Origin of the sequence: Falsiruegeria mediterranea M17 (assembly GCF_900302455.1) — a bacterium.
GTDB classification, from domain to species: Bacteria; Pseudomonadota; Alphaproteobacteria; order Rhodobacterales; family Rhodobacteraceae; genus Falsiruegeria; species Falsiruegeria mediterranea.
Window position 1 is genome coordinate 20,387 of record NZ_ONZG01000016.1, and the last position, 17,244, is coordinate 37,630.

Genomic DNA, 17,244 nt, shown 5'->3' on the forward strand with positions numbered 1-17,244 from the left:
CCCGTCTATCCCATGTCGCGGGCCAGCAAAAGGGCGGCCTTTGGGTCGGGCGGCTTTCCCTGCGCTGCCCGCCTGTGAAACTGGCGTGAAAAAGCGGTTTGGTGTCAGGTTTTCATTACTCTTGGTTGTTTTGTGTGGTTGTGATGTCTTGAAAAGTTGTGGAGGGTTTCCCATCTTGATTGCATACAAATGTATACCGACGGGGTTTTGATGTTCGATTTTCTGCTTGATGCGGCTTTTGTACCGTTCACCGTGGCGCTGGCATTGCTTGTCGGTTTGCTGGGGCTGGAACTGGTGGCGCTGCTCATGGGTGGAAGCTTGATGGCCGGTGACGGGGAACTCGACATGGATGTCGATATTGCGCCCGAAATCGGTGATCTGGACTTGGATATCGACGTGGATGCGGACGCGTTTGAAATCGCCGAAGTAGAACCTGACGTTGCTCCTGAGATGAGCACTCCGGGTCCGGCCAGCTGGCTGGGTTTGGGTCGGATGCCGTTCATGATCTGGTTGGCCGTGCTGCTCATGGGCTTTGGCCTGAGTGGTATGGGTCTGCAGATTGCCTTGCGCAATCTGATCGGGGCGGACTTGCCCGCAATCTGGGCTGCGATCCCTGCCGGTGCCTTTGGTCTATGGTTTGCGCGTGGCTTTGGCGGCATCTTTGCCCGCCTGCTGCCCAAGACCGAGACCGAGGCCGTGTCCGAGCGCATGTTGGCGCGCCGTCGTGGGATCATCACCCAAGGCACGGCCGCACGCGGTCGACCAGCCGAGGTGCGCGTTGCGGATCGTTATGGCAACTTTCACCACCTGCGGGCCGAACCCTTGCAGGACGGCGAGACGCTGGCCCAAGGCACCGAGGTGCTGGTGCTGCGCAACCGTCGAAGCGGTGCATTTGTTCTGATCGGCCTGTCCGAGTGACGGCACAGGCCTGACCCAACCGGGTCGAACACTATCAAAAAATTCCAAAGTGGAGGATTTAGCATGGAATTTCAGTTCCTGGCGGTTGTTGTCGCCTCGGTCATTGTTGTTTTGCTTTTGATTGGCCTTGTTCTGGGCCGATTGTATCGCCGATCCACCCGCGAGATCAGTCTGGTGAAAACCGGGGCAGGTGGCAAACGCGTGATCATGGACGGGGGTACCATTGTAGTGCCGCTGCTGCATGAGGTGAGCCCCGTAAACATGAAAACCCTGCGCCTTGAGGTGCAGCGTAACGGCGAGGCTGCGCTGATCACACAAGACCGGATGCGTGTAGACGTTGGCGTTGAGTTCTACGTCTCGGTCATGGCCTCAGAAGAGGGGATCGCACGCGCGGCCCAAACCTTGGGCAGCCGGACATTCGATGTCGAGCAACTGCGCGAGATGATCGAAGGCAAACTGATCGACGGTCTGCGCGCCGTGGCCGCCCAGATGACCATGGACGGCCTGCATGAAAACCGCGCTGACTTTGTGCAAGAGGTGCAGAATGCCGTGTCCGAGGATCTGCTGAAAAACGGCCTGTCGCTGGAATCCGTCTCGCTGACCGCGCTGGACCAGACGCCGTTTGAGGCCCTGGATGAAAACAACGCCTTTAATGCCGTTGGTATGCGTAAATTGGCCGAGGTTATTGCGACCTCGAAAAAAGAGCGCGCGCAGATTGATGCGGATGCCGAGGTCGAAGTGCGCCGTGCTGCGATGGAGGCTGCGCGTCAGCGGATGCTGATCGAGCAGGACGAAGAGCAGGCCCGCATCGAACAGGCGCAGCAGGTCGAAACCATGAAAGCCGCGCAAGAGGCTGAGATTGCTGCGAGGATGGAAGATTCGGTACGCGAAACAGAGCGTGCGCGGATCGCACGAGAAGAGGCCATTCGCGCCGCCGAGATCGAACGCGAGCGCAAGATCCGCGATGCCGAGATTTCCAAGGAGCGCGAACTAGAAGTGGCCGAGCAAGAGCGCCAGATCATCATCGCGCAGAAGTCCGAAGAGGAAAGCCGCGCCCGTGCGTCGGCCGACCTGGCCCGGGCCGAGGCGACGAAGGCAACCGAAGCCGTGGCAACCGCGCGCGAAGTGGCCGAGGCCGAGCGTCAGAAGCAGATCGTGCTGATCGAAGCCACGCGTGAAGCCGAGCGTCAGGCAACTGCGATCCGCCTGTCCGCCCAGGCCGAAAAAGAAGCCGCCGCTGACCGTGCCGAGGCGCGCCGCGAAGAGGCGCAGGCCGAGGCCGATGCGCTCAACATCCGGGCCGAAGCCAAGAAGAACGATATGTTGGCCGAAGCAGAAGGTAAGCGCGCAATTGTCGAGGCCGAGAATGTGCTTTCGCCCGAGCTGATCGAGATGAAGATCGACATGGCGCGGATCGAGGCGATGCCGGGGATCGTTGCCGAAATGGTCAAACCGGCCGAAAAGATCGACTCGATCAAGATCCACCAAGTGGGTGGCATTGGAATGCCCAGTGGCAACGGTGGCTCAGGCGGTGACAAGCCGGTGGTGAACCAGGCGCTTGATTCGATCATGGGCATGGCCGTTCAGATGCCCGCGCTCAAGAAACTGGGCGAGGAACTGGGCCTGTCTATGGAACACGGTGTGAGCGGCGTGGCCAACGGTGTGCTGGGGCTGGTAACCGAGGACGTTACCCCGGACATCGAAGCTGAAGACGTCGAATCGACGACGCACTGAACATGCAACGAGCGAAAGAGGGCCGGATCAGACCGGCCCTTTTATTTTGGCTGAACTATCGATCGCGCCAATGATCGTTTGCTTGGGACACTGTATGAAAATTGACCGCGACCACATGAGATGAGGCGATCAGGCTGTCGGCATCGTTGGCATATTCGGGGCGCATACGCGCGCGGGCCTCGTCATCGGGTTGGGTTTTTTTCACTGCCATGCGGGACAGCTTGATTGCCAACTCATACCCCTCTTCCGGGGTGGCGGTTTGCAATGTGGGTAGCCAAGACATCTGGTTTTCCTTCATTTTGTATCGTGCGCGATATAATCTCAGGGTTGACTAGGTTGTCCTTGGTGTCAAGTTGTATCGCGCACGACTTAAATAATGAGGCAGGATGTGAGTGAAACGCAGACTACCGACGTTCCGACGCGGGCAGATGAACTGTTCTGCTATGGCATTTACACGACCTCTCATGCCGTTAGCCGCGCCTACGCCCAGTATCTGAAACGGCTTGGGCTGACCTATCCGCAGTACATTACACTGACGCTTTTGTGGGAAAAGGACCGGCAAAAGGTCAACACGTTGGCCAAGGTGCTGAGAATGGAAACCAGCACGATGACACCCTTGGTCAAAAGGCTCGAGGGCATGGGGCTTGTGTGCCGGGAGCCAAGCCTGAATGATCGGCGTGTGGTCGAAGTTGTGCTGACCGACCATGGGCGGGCACTACAGGCCCAGGCGCCTGCGATCACCGGATGCATGATCGAACAGACCGGCATGACACAATCCGAGTTGCAGGATCTGCAACATCTGTTGTTCAAGCTCAGGGATGGGTTGCTCGAACCCTAACGACCTTCGCGCTGGCGGCGCAGTAGCCGCCCGATGGTGAAAGAGGTGCGCGGCGCATAGACATAGTTTGTGCGCTCTTCCGGCGTTGGACGCGCGCGCATCCGGGTCAGACCAAAGACAATAAGAACGATGTGCCCGGTGGCGACAAAGGCAAAGAGAGCGCCTGGGCCATAGGCGTCGATCAGCGAGGATGACACATAAGGTGATGCGATCGCTCCAAGAGCGAAGAAGAACATCAGCGCGGCCGACAGCTCGACCCGTTGCTCGGACGTGGCAAAGTCATTGGCGTGTGCCGCCGAGACCGAAAAGATGGGGAAGGTGGTGAAGCCAAAAAAGCCCGCGGCCAGCATAACGCCCAACGTGCCCGAACCACTGGCCGCCATGGTGATGCCGCAGCTTACAACGGCCACGGCAGAGAGCCAGATCAGAACCCAGCGACGATCGTATTTGTCGGCGAGCCATCCCATCGGATACTGCGCCAACGCGCCGCCCAGAACAAAGGACGCCAGGAAGAACGCGATCTGGTCGATCTCCAGGCCCACTTCTTGGCCGTATACGGGGCCGACCATCCGGAACGAGGCCGAGCTGAGGGCCGCGACGATCACACCCGCCACAGCCAACGGCGAGCATCGCCAGGCCAACTTGGGACGCAAGCGCGGCGCCTTGGGCGTTTCAGGCTGGCTGGCTTTGGTCAACGTGAGGGGCAGAAGCGCGGCACAGCATAGTATGGCCAGCAGGTTGTAGGAAACGTAAGAGGCGGGCGGCAAGATGGCGATGATCAACTGCGCGCCCAATGATGCGCTCATGTCTACAATGCGATAGGTGCCTGTGGCGCGGCCGCGGTTTTCATTGGTAACCTTTGCGTTCAGCCAGGCCTCGATCACCGTGTAACAGCCTGCCACGCAGGTGCCGGAGGCGATCCGGAGGATGGCCCAGACATAGGGGTTTTCGGTCAGGGTATGCCCGATAAGACCCATGGCGCCGAGGGCGGTGCAGACGGCAAAGGCGCGTGAATGGCCGATGCTACCCATCAGTCGCGGGGCCCACCAGCATCCCACAAAAAAGCCCATGAAATGCGCCGAGCCCAGAAGGCCGATCTGCTCCTTGGAGAATTCGAGCGTCAGGCCCGAGATGGCGTCGAGCGGCCCCACACCACCGGTCGAGAGCTGCAGCAGGATGACAGAGAGAAACAGGGCGGTGAAAGAGATGATCAGGCGCATAATGTTGCACCCTGATCCCGTTCGATCAGAAATGCACGCGCGTATTCGACTTTCGCTTGTCGATTTTGGCGTTTTTTTCTGGAGCGAGGCGCTCCCGCCCTCGCGACATGCCCTGACGGGCCCTTGCTCGGTTGGGCCGGGCGCCTCGCCTTTGGCGAGGCGCGGCACCGCAGAACTCAAACCGTGTTGGGGGCAAGGCCGTCGATGGGCAGTCAGCCGGTCTGGTTGATCGTGGCCTGGATGTCCAGCGTGACGGTGTCGGTCACCAGATCGCTGTACCCGGATGCACCAAAGGCACTGCGGCTGATGTCGCCTCGCAGACGGATGTTGAGCTGGCTGAGGTCATCGGCCCGGCTTCCCGGGCGGCGGTAAAGCGTGGCCTCAAGCGTGATGGGGCGAGTGACGCCCCGGACCGTGAGATCGCCGGTGATGCGCGCGCCTTCGGAAATACGACCGCTGGCACCCAGTTGAACCCGGGTTGAGACAAAGCGGATGTCCGGATAGCGGGCGGCGTTCAGAACGTCGGCCCCCGTCATGGCCTGGGTGGCAAAGAACAGGCCCGTTTTGGCGCGGCTGACGTCAACCAGCACATCGACCGTGCTGGCCGTCAGGTTCTGCGGGTCGATCAGGATGTCAGCGCGTTTGACCGGCATCGTGCCGCGCTGGGCGGTGCCTGACAGCGTGAAGACAAACCCGACCGAGGAGGCGCGGGGGTCCAGCATGTAGCGGGTTGGTTTGGCCAGAGCGGCGTTGGCGCAGGGCAAGCCCAACACGGGCAGGCTGGCCAAGGTGCGCAGAACCGCGCGGCGGGTGAGGGGTGTCGATCGCATCATGTGAATACTCGTCATGTGGGGCACTCGTTTCAGGAGTAGCCTGCCATGACATGTGGCGTTTGTGTGCGAATTCCCGCGGCTTCACCGCATTGTCAGGGGGCTGTGAGCGCGGCAGTCTCCGTTTCCCGCTTGAGGTCCAGCCGTGCGCCGGGGTGGGCTTGTGTCGCGATCCAGGTCATAGGGGGCAGGGCGCGGGCGCGGCGACGCTCCAGGTGCCAGCGACGTTGCGTACCCCTATGAGCGGGCGTCATATGCCATCGGCTTTCGATCCCCTGCGCGCCACCATCGCCAGGGGTCAAGAGCAGCCCCAGCGGCGCTTTGCCCAGGGTGCCGCCGGTTTCCGCCGCCAGATGCATCCGCCGCACCGGCGTCAGGGCAGGGGCGGCGGGCAGATCAGCAATCACCAGCGGAACGGCACCTGCGCGCAAGGCTTCTTCCATGCTCCACAGCAGATCCTCGGTCCGACGGGGGTGCACAAAGAGGAACCGCGCGGGATCGGCAAAATCCAGCATCCCGTCGGGGTTCAACCGGTCCGCCTCCCATGCGGGCGCGATCCACAGCACCGGCCCCTGCATCTGCCCGGCCAGCCACAGGGCAAAGCTGCGCCGTGCGGGGCCACAGGCCTCGTGCACGCGGGCCAGTTGCAAGGAGACCTCGGGATGCAGGGGCAGCGCTGGTCCGGTACGGCGGTTGGTGTGGCGTTTGAGCAGCTGAGTCGACATGAGAGCAGAATAGCATGTTCTCTATTTGTTCTCAACTGAGTGGAGAGGGGACATTCGGTGCCAAACGATGGGCTTCGCAGCCAGTGTTGGCATTACCGGAGGACTCCTCTGCCCATTCCTTCACAAGTCACTTGTTTTCAACGGCATTGATCATGCCGACCTTGCGGGCAGACAGTTTGACCTTCATCTGCAACAGTCGGTCGTACAGATCATCCGACATGAACAATTCTCGCCCAAACCGGTGTTCGCGCCACAAATGCGCTGCCGGATCGAGTTCGGCAGCGTCCATGGTCAGACGCTTACCAAACGGATTAACATACAGTCTTGCGTTTGGTGGTGGACGGTGGACATCCAAATCGGACAGGTCTTTTACAACCGACGTCACGCGAAAATGCACGTTCAGGATATACCATGTGCCCTCCTCGACCTCGCGTTCGCCGCTGTAGCCAGCCAACCGGATCGGGATGAACTGATGGCGCCCCGGATCAAGCGCTTCGATCAGGTCCTTGACCAACTGCTCAACAAACCACCAGCCGTTGACTGACTTAAAAACGGTTTGAGATTAAGAATGCCGTTAAGGGCAAGAGTGGAAGGGGCTTCTGCGGCTTTTGCTTCGCTAAGGCCTTCCGAGAGAGTAGTTGCAAACTCAGACCTTTTCACCAACCACTTTTGTGTGTCTTTTGGCCACCAGTCGCGTAATTCGGCTGGACGCGAATACGGCTTTCCATGCCCGCCGTCGATCAAATATGGCATATTGCCTACTTTTCTGCTGCGATCAGGTCGCCGAAATGCCCTATGTTCTGGAAATAGTTTCGGTCCCAATGCCCCGTCGCTGTGTTTTCGACGAGGCCGGTGATACCCTCCGATTTCAATCGGTGGAAAACGGGGTTGGAGAACGCAACATCGGTCAAACTCGCCGAAAGGCCCCAAAATGGATATTCTGCAGCCATCGCTCTTAGTGCTTGGTTATGTGTTAATTCCCAAGCTGTGTCGATACGTGCAAACGGACCAACAAATGGCATGTCCACGACACGGTCAGATCGCTTGAAGACTTCCGGCTCAAACCAAAGCCTGCGCCGCGGGATCCAGTAATGATATTCGTCGCTGATCAATTCGCCCATGTCGCGATCAAAAACCTTCATGGGAAAGAAATAGTTCATCTCTTTGTCCAGCTCTTCGATCACAGCCTTAACGGCAGGTCGGACCATGAGCTTGTTTCCCTCTGTAATATCCGTCATCCAGTGCCACCTGTCACGGCGCACTCGGATATCAGTAAAAAATGGGGCGAAGCCTTCTGGTTCCGCAGTCAGGATTTCCAGCCGCCATTCGCCGACTTCTTCAGGCAGGTCGTGCCACACGCGGTGAGGGCTATCCTTGCTCCAGCCTTCGTTTCGAGGACCGAATTGAGGATAGTCACGCACCCATTCGATCTCCATAACCGGACCAGTGGTTGATGCGTAATAAACGTAGAACAACGCCTCGCGGATGACCTCGCGGCTGGGCTCTTCAAGGATGAAATCGTGACCATCCAGCTTGATCACGTCATGCCCGTTTTTGTGTTTCTTGATCATGCGTCACCTTTTTGGCTCTTGGTCCCATCCAAGAACCGGTTTTCAATCAGCTCTGCCGAATTGAACGGCGAGACGACGTCAACCACAACCAGAGTGTCGCCCGGCGTCCAGTCCGCCAATTCCAGCGGCTCCCCGGCCTCTACCTTGACCGCGTCCGAAACCGTAGCCCAGGTCAGAAATGCCACAGGCTGCTTGCCTTTAGAACAAAACTTGAACCGCCGCAGCAGGATCGGCAAAGCGACGCGCGCTTTACGATTTTTCCTGCACCGGCCCGTCCTGTTTCAGCCATTCGGTGAACCCGCCCTCAAGGTGCAGAACGGGGGAGAGGCCCATCTCTTGCGCCACTTTGGCGCTGAGGGCCGATCGCCAGGCGCTGGCACAGTAGAAGACATAGGTCTTGTCTTGATTGAACACGTCTTTGTGGTAGGGGCTGTCGGGGTCGATCCAGAATTCCAGCATGCCGCGCGGGCAGGAAAAGGCGCCGGGGATCATGCCTGCACGTTGCAGCTCGCGGATGTCGCGCAGGTCGATAAAGACGTAGGCGTCGTTGTCATAGAGCGTCTTGGCCTCGGCCACGGGCATGGTTTTCACTTGTGCATTGGCCTCGGCCAGAAGCGTTTTGATCCCTTTGGTGATGGTCTGCGGCATGGCTCGGTCTCCCCTTTGATTGTGCGCAGGCTGTCTGAAACTGCGCCGGGCGGCAAGGGGTTGCCTCTGCCTGTGTGCCCGCTAGGGTCTGACCCCAAGCAGTAAAGAGGATTTCCCATGAAGATGAACCCGTTGGGCCGTACCGGCCTGCAGGTGTCCGAGCTATGTTTGGGCACGATGACATTTGGCACTCAGACCGGCGAGGGCGAGGCACATGCGCAGATGGACCTGGCGCTGGCTTCGGGCATCAATTTTGTCGACGCAGCCGAGATGTATCCGGTGAACCCGATTTCGGCGGAAACCGTGGGTTTAACCGAAACGATCATTGGCAATTGGAATGCCGCCCATACGGGGCAGCGGGGCGACTACATCCTAGCCACCAAGCATTCCGGGGCCGGATTTGCCCATGCGCGCGACGGCGCGCCAATCTCGGCGGCGACCATTCCAGATGCCATCGAGGGCTCACTCAAACGGCTGCAGACGGATTACATCGACCTCTATCAGTTCCACTGGCCCAATCGCGGCAGCTACATGTTCCGGCAGAACTGGAGTTTTGACCCGTCGGGGCAGAACCCGGGCGAGGTGCTGGAGAATATGGTCGAGTGCCTCGAGGCACTGCAGGCGCAGGTCGCCAAGGGCAATATCCGCGCCTTTGGCCTGTCGAACGAAAGTGCCTGGGGTACGGCGCAGTGGCTGCGGTTGGCCGAGGCCGGGCATGGCCCGCGGGTGGCATCGATCCAGAACGAATACTCGCTGCTCTGCCGGATGTATGACACCGACCTGGCCGAGTTGAGCGTGAACGAAGACGTTGGGTTGATGGCCTTTTCACCTTTGGGCACTGGGTTGCTGACGGGCAAGTATCAGGGCGGCGTGGTGCCCGAAGGATCGCGCAAGTCCATCGTGCCGGGTCTGGGTGGGCGGCATTCGGACCGCGTTTATGACGCGGTGGATGTTTATCTGGAGATTGCCGCCAAGCATGGGCTTGATCCGGTGCATATGGCGCTGGCCTGGTGCCGGACACGGCCCTTCATGGCCTCGGCCATCTTTGGCGCGACGCGGCTGGAGCAGTTGGAGCACGTTCTGACGTCGGTCGATGTTGTGCTGTCCGATGAGGTTCTGACAGAGATCAACGACGCGCATCGGGCGCATCCGATGCCCTATTGAGTGGATCAGAGAGGGGGGCGCTGCCCCCCACCTGAATTTGAGAACAAATGTGGGTTAGTGATGTGTGGGCTGTCCGTGGTCCTGCCTCAGGTCGCGTGCGGTTAACCCATGGGCGGTGCGAAACGCGCGGGCAAAGCTGGATTGCGAGGTGAAGCCCGTGGCCATCGCCACATCCATCAGAGACATTTCCGTGTCCGTGACCAGGCGGCGCGCCTCGGCCAGGCGCAGGTGCAGGTAGTGATCTTGTGGTGTGGTGTTCAGGCGCAGACGGAACTGCTGTTGCAGGGTACGCGGGCTGGTGCCCAAGGTTGTCGCGATGTCGGACAGCGGCATCGGCTCGTCCAGCGCGGCCTCCATCAGCGCATTGGCCTTGGCCGTCAGCGCGTTGTGGCGATGCGGCAGGCCGGTACGGCTTTGCGGTTTGGTGGGGGCGGGGGCACCATCGTAGAGGAACAGGCCCGAGACGCGCGAGGCAAAACCCGAACCATGGCGCGCAGCAATGATCTGCAGCATCATCTCGATTGCCGGCATTGCGCCACCGGATGTCAGGCGGTTTTCCGACAGGGTGAAGCGGTCGCGCAGCACTTCGATCTCGGGGAAGCGGTTGGCGAAGTTGTCCAGATCTTCCCAATGGGTGGTGGCGGAATGGCCATCCAACAAACCAGCTTCGGCCATCAACCAGGGGCCACCATCGATGCCCGCAATTGTGGCGCCGCTGGCGGCGATACGGCGTAGTCCGGCGAGCAGGCTGGGCGTGGCGTGGCGGGCCAGTTGGAACCCTGCGATGACGATCAGCAGGTCGCAACCCTCTAGCCGGGCCAGCGGGATGCCCGGCACAGCAAGGCCGCTGGTCAGATGTGCGGGCGCATCGGTGGCGGTGACATAGTCCCAATCAAACGCCGGGCGGTCAGCCAGCCGGTTGGCGGCACGCATCGGGTCCACAGCCGCCGCGAAGCTGAGCGTGTTGCAATCATCCAGCACGAGGACGGCGGTTTTCAGGGCGCGGTGCTCGGGCTGCAGTATGTTTTTTGCGGATTTCATCAAGTTCGATTCGCATCATGTGAAGTTTCGATGACAAAGCTGCGCCAGAGTCGGGGATGAACGCAAATTGGAATCCGTGGACAAGCCTGGGGATAAGCACAGGCAAAAGACGGTAAATCGAAGGGAAAACGCAAATGCCTTTGGAAATGAACCGCGAAGTCTTCATCACCTGTGCCGTCACCGGCTCGGGCGGGACGCAAGATCGCAGCCCTCATGTACCTCGTTCACCCAAGCAGATCGCCGACAGTGCGATCGCGGCGGCCAAGGCCGGCGCGGCGGTGGTACACTGCCATGTACGCGATCCGGAAACCGGCGCGCCCTCGCGTGACATGGGCATGTTCCGCGAAGTGACGGACCGCATTCGCGATGCCGAAGTGGACATGGTGTTGAACCTGACTGCGGGCATGGGTGGCGACATGGTATTCGGTGGCGTGGAAAACCCGCTGCCCTTGGCCGATGCAGGGACCGATCTGGTCGGTGCATCCGAGCGCGTGGCGCATGTCGCGGAATGTCTGCCCGAGATCTGCACACTCGACTGTGGCACGATGAACTTTGCCGAAGCCGATTACGTCATGACAAACACCCCCGGCGCATTGCGCGCCATGGGGCAGATGATGACGGATCTGGGCGTGAAGCCCGAGATCGAGGCCTTTGACACCGGCCATCTTTGGTTTGCCAAACAGCTGGTGAAAGAGGGGGTTCTGGAACCCAATGCTCTGGTGCAGCTGTGCATGGGCGTGCCGTGGGGGGCGCCCGATGACCTGAACACATTCATGGCGATGGTGAACAACGTGCCGGATGACTGGACCTTCTCGGCGTTTTCGCTGGGGCGTAACGAGATGGCTTATGTCGCGGCGGCGGTTCTTGCTGGCGGCAATGTGCGGGTTGGGCTTGAGGATAACCTGTGGCTGGAAAAGGGCGTGCTGGCCGAGAACTGGCAGCTGGTGGAGCGCGCAGGTTCGATCATCGAGAATATGGGCGCGCGGGTCATCGGGCCGCAGGAAGTGCGCGAGAAGCTGGGTCTGGTGAAACGGGCGCCAGTGGCGAAATAATCTAATCTTGTGTTTGAAGCTGATCGGGGTGGTGGGCCCGCCCACCCACCCCTTTTTCGCCGCTGCGCGGCAGGTATTCTTTGGAGCTGACAGATGAAAACAGCAGCAATCATCGGTGGTGGTGTAATCGGGGGCGGATGGGCCGCGCGTTTCCTGCTCAATGGCTGGAACGTGCAGGTGTTCGACCCGGACCCCGAGGCCGAGCGCAAAATTGGCGAGGTTCTGGACAACGCGCGTCGTTCGCTGCCGGGGCTGAGCGATGTGCCGTTGCCCGAAGAAGGGGCTTTGACCTTTCACGCTGAAATGGCCGATGCAGTGCAGGGTGCCGATTGGATTCAAGAAAGCGTACCAGAGCGACTGGATCTGAAGCTGAAGGTCTACAAAGGGTTGCAAGAGGCCTGTGATCCGGGTGCTGTCATCGGTTCGTCCACAAGCGGTTTCAAACCGTCGGAGCTGCAAGAAGGCGCTTTGCGTCCCGAGCAGATCGTGGTGACGCATCCGTTCAACCCGGTCTATCTGCTGCCGCTGATCGAGGTTGTGCCGACCGCCGCCAACAGCGCCGAATTTGTAGCCCATGCGCAGGACCTGCTGAAATCGGTTGGGTTCTTCCCACTGCACGTCAAGAAAGAGATCGACGCGCATATCGCGGATCGCTTCCTTGAGGCCGTCTGGCGCGAGGCGCTGTGGCTGGTCAAGGATGGCATCGCCACCACCGAAGAGATCGACGAAGCCATCCGCATGGGGTTTGGCATTCGTTGGGCACAGATGGGTCTGTTCGAAACCTATCGCGTGGCAGGTGGCGAGGCTGGCATGAAGCATTTCATGGCGCAGTTCGGCCCGGCCCTGGAGTGGCCCTGGACCAAGCTGATGGATGTGCCCGAGTTCACCGACGAGTTAGTCGACCTGATTGCAGGGCAATCGGACGCGCAGTCAGGCATGCACTCGATTCGCGAGTTGGAACGTATTCGTGACAACAATCTGGTGGGCATGATGCGGGCGCTCAAGGCGCAGAACTGGGGCGCTGGTGCGGTGCTGAACGCTCATGATGCGGCATTGAAACCGGGGGCTTTGCCATCGCTGGACCAGGCAGATCTGTCTCAGCCGATCCTGACGCTGGCGCGCGCTGTGCCGTTGGATTGGACGGACTACAACGGGCATATGACCGAGTCGAAATATCTGGAGGCTTTTGCCAATTCGACCGATCGCTTCATGGAAATCATCGGCTGTGATGCGGATTATATCGCATCCGGGGGCAGCTATTTCACGGCCGAGACGCACATCCGTCACATCGATGAAACCCATGCAGGGGCCAAGATCGAGGTGCGGACTCAGATGCTCTTGGGTGCGGGCAAGAAACTGCATCTGTTCCATTCCATGTATGAAGGCGACAAGCTGCTGGCGACGGGTGAGAGTTTCCTGTTGCATGTGAGCCTGGAGACGCGGCGGCCTTGCGCACCTTCGACCGAGATCGAGGCCGCGTTGGGAAGGGTCGCAGAAGGTCAGGCAGGCTTGCCGTATCCTGAGGGGGCGGGTAACGCGATCCGCAAACCCGTATGAGCCAGAAGGTCCTGATCACCGCTGGCGCGTCCGGAGTTGGGCGCGCCATCGCCGAAGCCTTTGCCGAAGCTGGCGCACAGGTCTGGGTGGCGGATGTGGATGCGGCTGCTTTGACGGCCTGTCCCGAAGGCTGGCGGCGCAGCGAGGTGAACGTTGCGGACGAGGCCTCGGTCGCGGCCTGGTTTGCCGAGGTCGAGGCGGCCTGGGGCAGCTTGGATGTGCTGTGCGCCAATGCGGGCATTGCGGGTCCAACAGCCTTGATCGAGGACGTGGAGCTGGATGCCTGGCGGGCCTGTCTTGCGGTCAACCTCGAAGGTGCCTTTCTATGCTCGAAATACGCGGCTCCCATGCTGAAACAGCAAGGATCCGGCTGTGTGCTGATCACCTCGTCCACCGCTGGGCAGTACGGCTATCCCAACCGCGCGCCTTATGCTGCGGCCAAGTGGGGGATGGTTGGGCTGGGCAAAACGCTGGCCATGGAGCTTGGACCGCATGGCGTACGATGCAATGTGATTTGCCCCGGTTCGGTCGAAGGTCCACGGATCGAAGGCGTGATGGAACGCGAGGCCGCAGCCAAAGGCATGACCCGCGATCAGGTTTATGCTGGCTATGCCTCGGGCACATCGATGGGGTCTTTCATCGAAGGGCGCGATATCGGGGCGATGGCTGTGTTCCTGGCCTCGGACGCAGCGCGCCTGGTGTCGGGGCAAGTTATTGCCGTCGACGGGCACACGGTGAACCCCGACCCCAAGGCATGAGGGCGCGCCCGGCAAAGCCGGGCGCGGGATTCTCGTAGCTCAGCTTCGCTGAGCCTGAACGGCCCGGCGGGCCGTGGGTCATGTGCCGCCAATGGCCGCGCGCAATTGCCTGAGATGGGTGGGGAAGTGTCGGGCGGTCATATCCGCCTCGCGCACGAGCGTGTCGAAATGGCGCGTGAACGTTTCGATCCGTCCCTTGTCACGGAACGCCATGTAGTGACCACCGGCATAAAAGACGCACATCAACGGGCCAAAGATCGTGACGGGCGCCGAATAGAGCCGTTTGGCATCGAAAAGATAGATTCGCAGGCGGGGATAAAGTTGCTCGGTGAGGGACAGGAAATGGTCGATCTGCTCCAACCGGACCTCTAGCGACAGGCCGTGGTAATAGCCCGTCGCATGGGCAAAGCTGTGGATCTCATAGAGCGGCATGGCGATTTCATAGTCCGACTGCGCGCTGCGCATCCAGGTCAGGCGGTCCTCGGACGCACCGATGGCCTGATCCGCCGTGCGTCCCAGATGCGGGGCATATTCCCATTCCAGCAGCGCGCGGGTCTTGAGCATGTCGGGCAGGGTCGCCGGGACATAACGGATCTTGTAGCCTGCCGCCTCTTGGTGCCAGTCAAAGATGCGTTCATCCACCAACGCACGGGGGGCTTCGGTCAAACTGAGCGAGCCGGCCAGCAGTTCGGCCGCGCTTTCGGGACGGTCTGACAGGCTGAGGAGCCAATCGGCTGACACCCCCAAGGCGCTGGCGCAGGCGCCCACCACATGGGCGTTGGGCAGGCGGGCCCCGTCGTCCGTCAGCAGCTGCGAGATGGTCGAGCGGTCGACACCGACCTGTCGCGCCAAGGCGCTTTGGCTGACCTTGCCGTCCTCCATCGCTTTGGCCATGCGCAGGCGGAATTGGGCGGCACGAATGCGTTTGTCCATTTTTTCAATCATGTGGTGATAAATATCACAAATGCTGAATTTTGTTAATCATATTCAGAATTCTCAACCCACCGCTGTCCACGTAACAAATCCGTGAACACAAAAACACGGCACAGACGGAGGCAGAATGGAAACGCGGCAAAGATCCCTGGTCAAGGCGGTGATCTGGAACTTGATGGGGTTGGGCATGATGACCCTGGTGGGGCTCATCGCCACCGGCTCGGCTGCCATTGGCGGCACTTTGGCCCTGGTCAACACGGCCATCGGCCTGACGATGTACCTGATCTATGAACGCGTTTGGGCCGGTATCCGTTGGGGCCGCAATGTTTGAGGAACTGCGCAAACCCGCCAAGACGTCCGAATGGGGTACATTTGCCCTGATTCTTGCGTGCTACGCCGCCTGGGTTGCTGTCATCTTCTGGTTGGCGCAATGGTCGGTTGTGGGTGCTATTCTTGTGGGAGGCATTGTTGCAGCGATGCATTCGTCGTTGACGCACGAAGCGCTGCATGGACATCCCTTCCGCGCCAAATGGCTCAACGAGGCGCTGATGGCTTTGCCATTGACGCTGTTCATCCCTTACAACCGTTTTCGTGATCAACATCTGGCCCATCACCAGGATTCAAACCTGACCGATCCTTATGACGACCCGGAATCGAATTTTCAGGACCCTGTGGTGTGGAATGCCATGCCGGGGTGGAAACGTGCCCTCTATTCCGTAAACAACACGATGTTGGGCCGGATCGTACTAGGGCCGTTGATCGGGCAGATTTGCTTTACTTTGGAAGAGCTGCGAGGCGCGGCGCGCGGAGATGGGGCGATCTGGTTGGCCTGGGCCCTGCATGTGCCGGGCGTGGCGGTTGTTCTGTGGATCGTCGCGCAATCAGCGATGCCGGTTTGGGCTTGGGTACTGTCAGCCTATATCGGGCTTGGTCTGGTCAAGATCCGCACCTTTCTGGAACACCGTGCGCATGAGAAATCTCGCGCTCGGACCGTGGTGATCGAAGATCGGGGCCTTTTGGCGTTTCTGTTCCTCAACAACAACTTGCACGTGGTTCATCACATGAACCCGCAGGCACCTTGGTATCGCCTCCCGGCACTCTACCGCGCCGAGAAGGACCGGTACCTGAATTGCAATGAGGGCTATGTCTATCGTTCATATGCTGAGGTCTTTCGCCTCTATTTCCTGAAGCCGAAGGACCCGGTGCCGCATCCGCTCTGGCCTGACGCGTAAATCCGGGCCATATGGGGTGGCATGAGTTTATGGATACCTGTCACCCTCGCCGCCGCCGCCTTTCAGACGGTGCGGTTCATGCTGCAAAAGTCGCTCAGCACCGTGAAGCTTTCGGCGGCTGGGGCGACCTTTGCACGCTTTGCCTATTCCGCACCATTGGTTGTCGCCGGGCTGCTGGCCTATCTGCTGATCAGCGGGCGCAGCCTGCCGACGCTTGATCTGACGTTCTGGACCTTTGCGGTTGTCGGCGGGACGGCGCAGATCCTGGCCACCATCTGTGTGGTGGCTCTGTTCAAGCAGCGTAACTTTGCAGTGGGGATCACGTTCAAGAAGACCGAAGTGATCCAGACCGCTCTGGTGGGTCTGATTATCTTGGGCGAGGGGGTGTCGGTTTGGGGTTTTGTCGCCATCCTGATCGGGTTGCTGGCAGTTCTGTTGTTGTCCAAGACACCCGGTGGAGATGGCAAATGGTGGGCGCATCTGACCAACCGCGCCTCACAGCTGGGACTGGGGTCTGGTGTTCTCTTTGCCTTTTCTGCTGTCAGCTATCGCGGGGCCTCGCTGCAACTGGGCGATTTGGAGCCTGCATTCCGGGCGGGGATCACATTGGCGGCTGTGACCAGCTTTCAGATGATCGCGATGGCGGCCTGGCTTGCATGGCGCGACCGGGCCGAGCTGCGCGCGGTGTGGGAGACGCGGAACACGGGCCTGTTTGTCGGTCTGACCAGCATGGGCGGGTCGTTTTGCTGGTTCCTGGCGTTCACGCTGCAAAACGCGGCCTATGTCAAAGCGTTGGGGCAGATCGAGCTGATCTTCAGCCTCATGGCCTCGGTCCTGTTTTTCCGCGAGAAGATCACGGCGCGCGAAATTGCGGGGATCGGGCTTCTTGGGGTGTCAATCCTGGCTCTGGTGATGGCGATCTGATGAACGGGGCACTCCCGCGTCCGAGCAGACCTGACTGCGTCAGCTCTACCAACGGACTTGGGCGTAGCGCCGGGCTGCGCCCGGCGCGGATGTGACCAG

Annotated in this window: 19 protein-coding genes and 1 pseudogene; 10 read left to right on the top strand and 10 right to left on the bottom strand. The window is 60.2% G+C overall.

Annotation, left to right across the window (positions count from 1 at the left end; genetic code table 11):
• Window positions 1-210 precede the first annotated feature (210 nt).
• Complete coding sequence (locus TRM7615_RS22985) at window positions 211-918, top strand: OB-fold-containig protein (protein ID WP_108792264.1); 708 nt, start codon at window positions 211-213, stop codon at window positions 916-918.
• 63 nt (window positions 919-981) lie between these two features.
• On the top strand, window positions 982-2,652 hold the full coding sequence (locus tag TRM7615_RS22990; RefSeq protein ID WP_108792174.1) for a flotillin family protein: 1,671 nt from the start codon (window positions 982-984) through the stop codon (window positions 2,650-2,652).
• Window positions 2,653-2,707: 55 nt separating this feature from the next.
• Here TRM7615_RS22990 and TRM7615_RS22995 read toward each other — a convergent pair whose 3' ends face one another.
• Entirely contained in the window at window positions 2,708-2,935 is a 228-nt protein-coding gene (locus tag TRM7615_RS22995; protein ID WP_108792266.1) for a hexameric tyrosine-coordinated heme protein, read from the bottom strand.
• 105 nt (window positions 2,936-3,040) lie between these two features.
• Here TRM7615_RS22995 and TRM7615_RS23000 point away from each other — a divergent pair, with 105 nt between their 5' ends.
• On the top strand, window positions 3,041-3,490 hold the full coding sequence (locus tag TRM7615_RS23000; protein WP_165821503.1) for a MarR family winged helix-turn-helix transcriptional regulator: 450 nt from the start codon (window positions 3,041-3,043) through the stop codon (window positions 3,488-3,490).
• Here TRM7615_RS23000 and TRM7615_RS23005 read toward each other — a convergent pair.
• The 7 genes and pseudogenes from TRM7615_RS23005 to TRM7615_RS23035 form a co-directional block, all read right to left on the bottom strand.
• Complete coding sequence (locus TRM7615_RS23005; protein WP_108792178.1) at window positions 3,487-4,710, bottom strand: MFS transporter; 1,224 nt, start codon at window positions 4,708-4,710, stop codon at window positions 3,487-3,489. The genes TRM7615_RS23000 and TRM7615_RS23005 overlap by 4 nt on opposite strands.
• A 212-nt stretch (window positions 4,711-4,922) precedes the next feature.
• Window positions 4,923-5,558, bottom strand: coding sequence for a YceI family protein (locus TRM7615_RS23010; RefSeq protein WP_165821504.1), 636 nt, complete (start codon window positions 5,556-5,558; stop codon window positions 4,923-4,925).
• 77 nt (window positions 5,559-5,635) lie between these two features.
• Window positions 5,636-6,265 carry an ImuA family protein gene (locus tag TRM7615_RS23015; RefSeq protein WP_108792180.1) on the bottom strand — a complete coding sequence of 210 codons (630 nt, stop codon included), beginning with the start codon at window positions 6,263-6,265 and terminating at the stop codon, window positions 5,636-5,638.
• A gap of 127 nt (window positions 6,266-6,392) precedes the next feature.
• A pseudogene (locus TRM7615_RS23020) lies at window positions 6,393-6,797 on the bottom strand (imm11 family protein); the annotation flags it as partial.
• 226 nt (window positions 6,798-7,023) lie between these two features.
• The gene (locus tag TRM7615_RS23025) at window positions 7,024-7,836 is read right to left on the bottom strand and encodes a hypothetical protein (protein WP_108792184.1); all 813 of its coding nucleotides are present in this window, start codon (window positions 7,834-7,836) and stop codon (window positions 7,024-7,026) included.
• Window positions 7,833-8,072, bottom strand: coding sequence for a toxin-activating lysine-acyltransferase (locus TRM7615_RS23030; RefSeq protein ID WP_108792186.1), 240 nt, complete (start codon window positions 8,070-8,072; stop codon window positions 7,833-7,835). The genes TRM7615_RS23025 and TRM7615_RS23030 overlap by 4 nt, the downstream gene beginning before the upstream one ends.
• 13 nt (window positions 8,073-8,085) lie before the next feature.
• On the bottom strand, window positions 8,086-8,484 hold the full coding sequence (locus TRM7615_RS23035; RefSeq protein ID WP_108792188.1) for a rhodanese-like domain-containing protein: 399 nt from the start codon (window positions 8,482-8,484) through the stop codon (window positions 8,086-8,088).
• A gap of 117 nt (window positions 8,485-8,601) precedes the next feature.
• Between TRM7615_RS23035 and TRM7615_RS23040 the strand changes: the two genes are divergently transcribed.
• On the top strand, window positions 8,602-9,648 hold the full coding sequence (locus tag TRM7615_RS23040; RefSeq protein ID WP_108792190.1) for an aldo/keto reductase: 1,047 nt from the start codon (window positions 8,602-8,604) through the stop codon (window positions 9,646-9,648).
• Between the two features lie 54 nt (window positions 9,649-9,702).
• On the opposite strand, the gene TRM7615_RS23045 is transcribed toward TRM7615_RS23040, so the two are convergent.
• Window positions 9,703-10,689: a GlxA family transcriptional regulator gene (locus TRM7615_RS23045; protein ID WP_108792192.1), complete on the bottom strand. Its 987-nt coding sequence runs from the start codon at window positions 10,687-10,689 to the stop codon at window positions 9,703-9,705.
• Between the two features lie 134 nt (window positions 10,690-10,823).
• Between TRM7615_RS23045 and bcoG the strand changes: the two genes are divergently transcribed.
• The 3 genes from bcoG (at window position 10,824) to TRM7615_RS23060 (ending at window position 14,056) form a co-directional block, all read left to right on the top strand.
• On the top strand, window positions 10,824-11,741 hold the full coding sequence (bcoG, locus tag TRM7615_RS23050) for a 3-dehydrocarnitine:acetyl-CoA trimethylamine transferase BcoG (protein ID WP_108792194.1): 918 nt from the start codon (window positions 10,824-10,826) through the stop codon (window positions 11,739-11,741).
• 93 nt (window positions 11,742-11,834) lie between these two features.
• On the top strand, window positions 11,835-13,298 hold the full coding sequence (locus TRM7615_RS23055; protein ID WP_108792196.1) for a carnitine 3-dehydrogenase: 1,464 nt from the start codon (window positions 11,835-11,837) through the stop codon (window positions 13,296-13,298).
• Window positions 13,295-14,056, top strand: a complete 762-nt coding sequence (locus tag TRM7615_RS23060; protein ID WP_108792198.1) for an SDR family oxidoreductase — start codon at window positions 13,295-13,297, stop codon at window positions 14,054-14,056. Before TRM7615_RS23055 ends, TRM7615_RS23060 begins: the two co-directional genes overlap by 4 nt.
• 78 nt (window positions 14,057-14,134) lie before the next feature.
• Here TRM7615_RS23060 and TRM7615_RS23065 read toward each other — a convergent pair whose 3' ends face one another.
• Window positions 14,135-15,001 carry a helix-turn-helix domain-containing protein gene (locus tag TRM7615_RS23065; RefSeq protein WP_108792200.1) on the bottom strand — a complete coding sequence of 289 codons (867 nt, stop codon included), beginning with the start codon at window positions 14,999-15,001 and terminating at the stop codon, window positions 14,135-14,137.
• A gap of 115 nt (window positions 15,002-15,116) precedes the next feature.
• Here TRM7615_RS23065 and TRM7615_RS23070 point away from each other — a divergent pair, with 115 nt between their 5' ends.
• The 3 genes from TRM7615_RS23070 to TRM7615_RS23080 are packed head-to-tail and all read left to right on the top strand — an operon-like array spanning window position 15,117 to window position 17,145.
• Window positions 15,117-15,320 carry a DUF2061 domain-containing protein gene (locus tag TRM7615_RS23070; protein WP_108792202.1) on the top strand — a complete coding sequence of 68 codons (204 nt, stop codon included), beginning with the start codon at window positions 15,117-15,119 and terminating at the stop codon, window positions 15,318-15,320.
• Window positions 15,313-16,221: a fatty acid desaturase gene (locus TRM7615_RS23075; protein ID WP_108792204.1), complete on the top strand. Its 909-nt coding sequence runs from the start codon at window positions 15,313-15,315 to the stop codon at window positions 16,219-16,221. Before TRM7615_RS23070 ends, TRM7615_RS23075 begins: the two co-directional genes overlap by 8 nt.
• Window positions 16,222-16,242: 21 nt before the next feature.
• Window positions 16,243-17,145, top strand: coding sequence for an EamA family transporter (locus TRM7615_RS23080; protein WP_108792206.1), 903 nt, complete (start codon window positions 16,243-16,245; stop codon window positions 17,143-17,145).
• The last annotated feature ends 99 nt before the right edge of the window (window positions 17,146-17,244 follow it).

Bases quoted from the DNA above. Each gene is read 5' to 3' on its own strand.
- bcoG (WP_108792194.1), top strand. From the start codon at position 10,824: ATGCCTTTGGAAATGAACCGCGAAGTCTTCATCACCTGTGCCGTCACC.
- TRM7615_RS23060 (WP_108792198.1), top strand. From the start codon at position 13,295: ATGAGCCAGAAGGTCCTGATCACCGCTGGCGCGTCCGGAGTTGGGCGC.
- TRM7615_RS22995 (WP_108792266.1), bottom strand. From the start codon at position 2,935: ATGTCTTGGCTACCCACATTGCAAACCGCCACCCCGGAAGAGGGGTAT.
- TRM7615_RS23045 (WP_108792192.1), bottom strand. From the start codon at position 10,689: ATGAAATCCGCAAAAAACATACTGCAGCCCGAGCACCGCGCCCTGAAA.
- TRM7615_RS23005 (WP_108792178.1), bottom strand. From the start codon at position 4,710: ATGCGCCTGATCATCTCTTTCACCGCCCTGTTTCTCTCTGTCATCCTG.
- TRM7615_RS23080 (WP_108792206.1), top strand. From the start codon at position 16,243: ATGAGTTTATGGATACCTGTCACCCTCGCCGCCGCCGCCTTTCAGACG.
- TRM7615_RS22985 (WP_108792264.1), top strand. From the start codon at position 211: ATGTTCGATTTTCTGCTTGATGCGGCTTTTGTACCGTTCACCGTGGCG.
- TRM7615_RS23025 (WP_108792184.1), bottom strand. From the start codon at position 7,836: ATGATCAAGAAACACAAAAACGGGCATGACGTGATCAAGCTGGATGGT.
- TRM7615_RS23075 (WP_108792204.1), top strand. From the start codon at position 15,313: ATGTTTGAGGAACTGCGCAAACCCGCCAAGACGTCCGAATGGGGTACA.
- TRM7615_RS23065 (WP_108792200.1), bottom strand. From the start codon at position 15,001: ATGATTGAAAAAATGGACAAACGCATTCGTGCCGCCCAATTCCGCCTG.
- TRM7615_RS23055 (WP_108792196.1), top strand. From the start codon at position 11,835: ATGAAAACAGCAGCAATCATCGGTGGTGGTGTAATCGGGGGCGGATGG.
- TRM7615_RS23010 (WP_165821504.1), bottom strand. From the start codon at position 5,558: ATGACGAGTATTCACATGATGCGATCGACACCCCTCACCCGCCGCGCG.
- TRM7615_RS23035 (WP_108792188.1), bottom strand. From the start codon at position 8,484: ATGCCGCAGACCATCACCAAAGGGATCAAAACGCTTCTGGCCGAGGCC.
- TRM7615_RS23040 (WP_108792190.1), top strand. From the start codon at position 8,602: ATGAAGATGAACCCGTTGGGCCGTACCGGCCTGCAGGTGTCCGAGCTA.
- TRM7615_RS22990 (WP_108792174.1), top strand. From the start codon at position 982: ATGGAATTTCAGTTCCTGGCGGTTGTTGTCGCCTCGGTCATTGTTGTT.
- TRM7615_RS23070 (WP_108792202.1), top strand. From the start codon at position 15,117: ATGGAAACGCGGCAAAGATCCCTGGTCAAGGCGGTGATCTGGAACTTG.
- TRM7615_RS23015 (WP_108792180.1), bottom strand. From the start codon at position 6,265: ATGTCGACTCAGCTGCTCAAACGCCACACCAACCGCCGTACCGGACCA.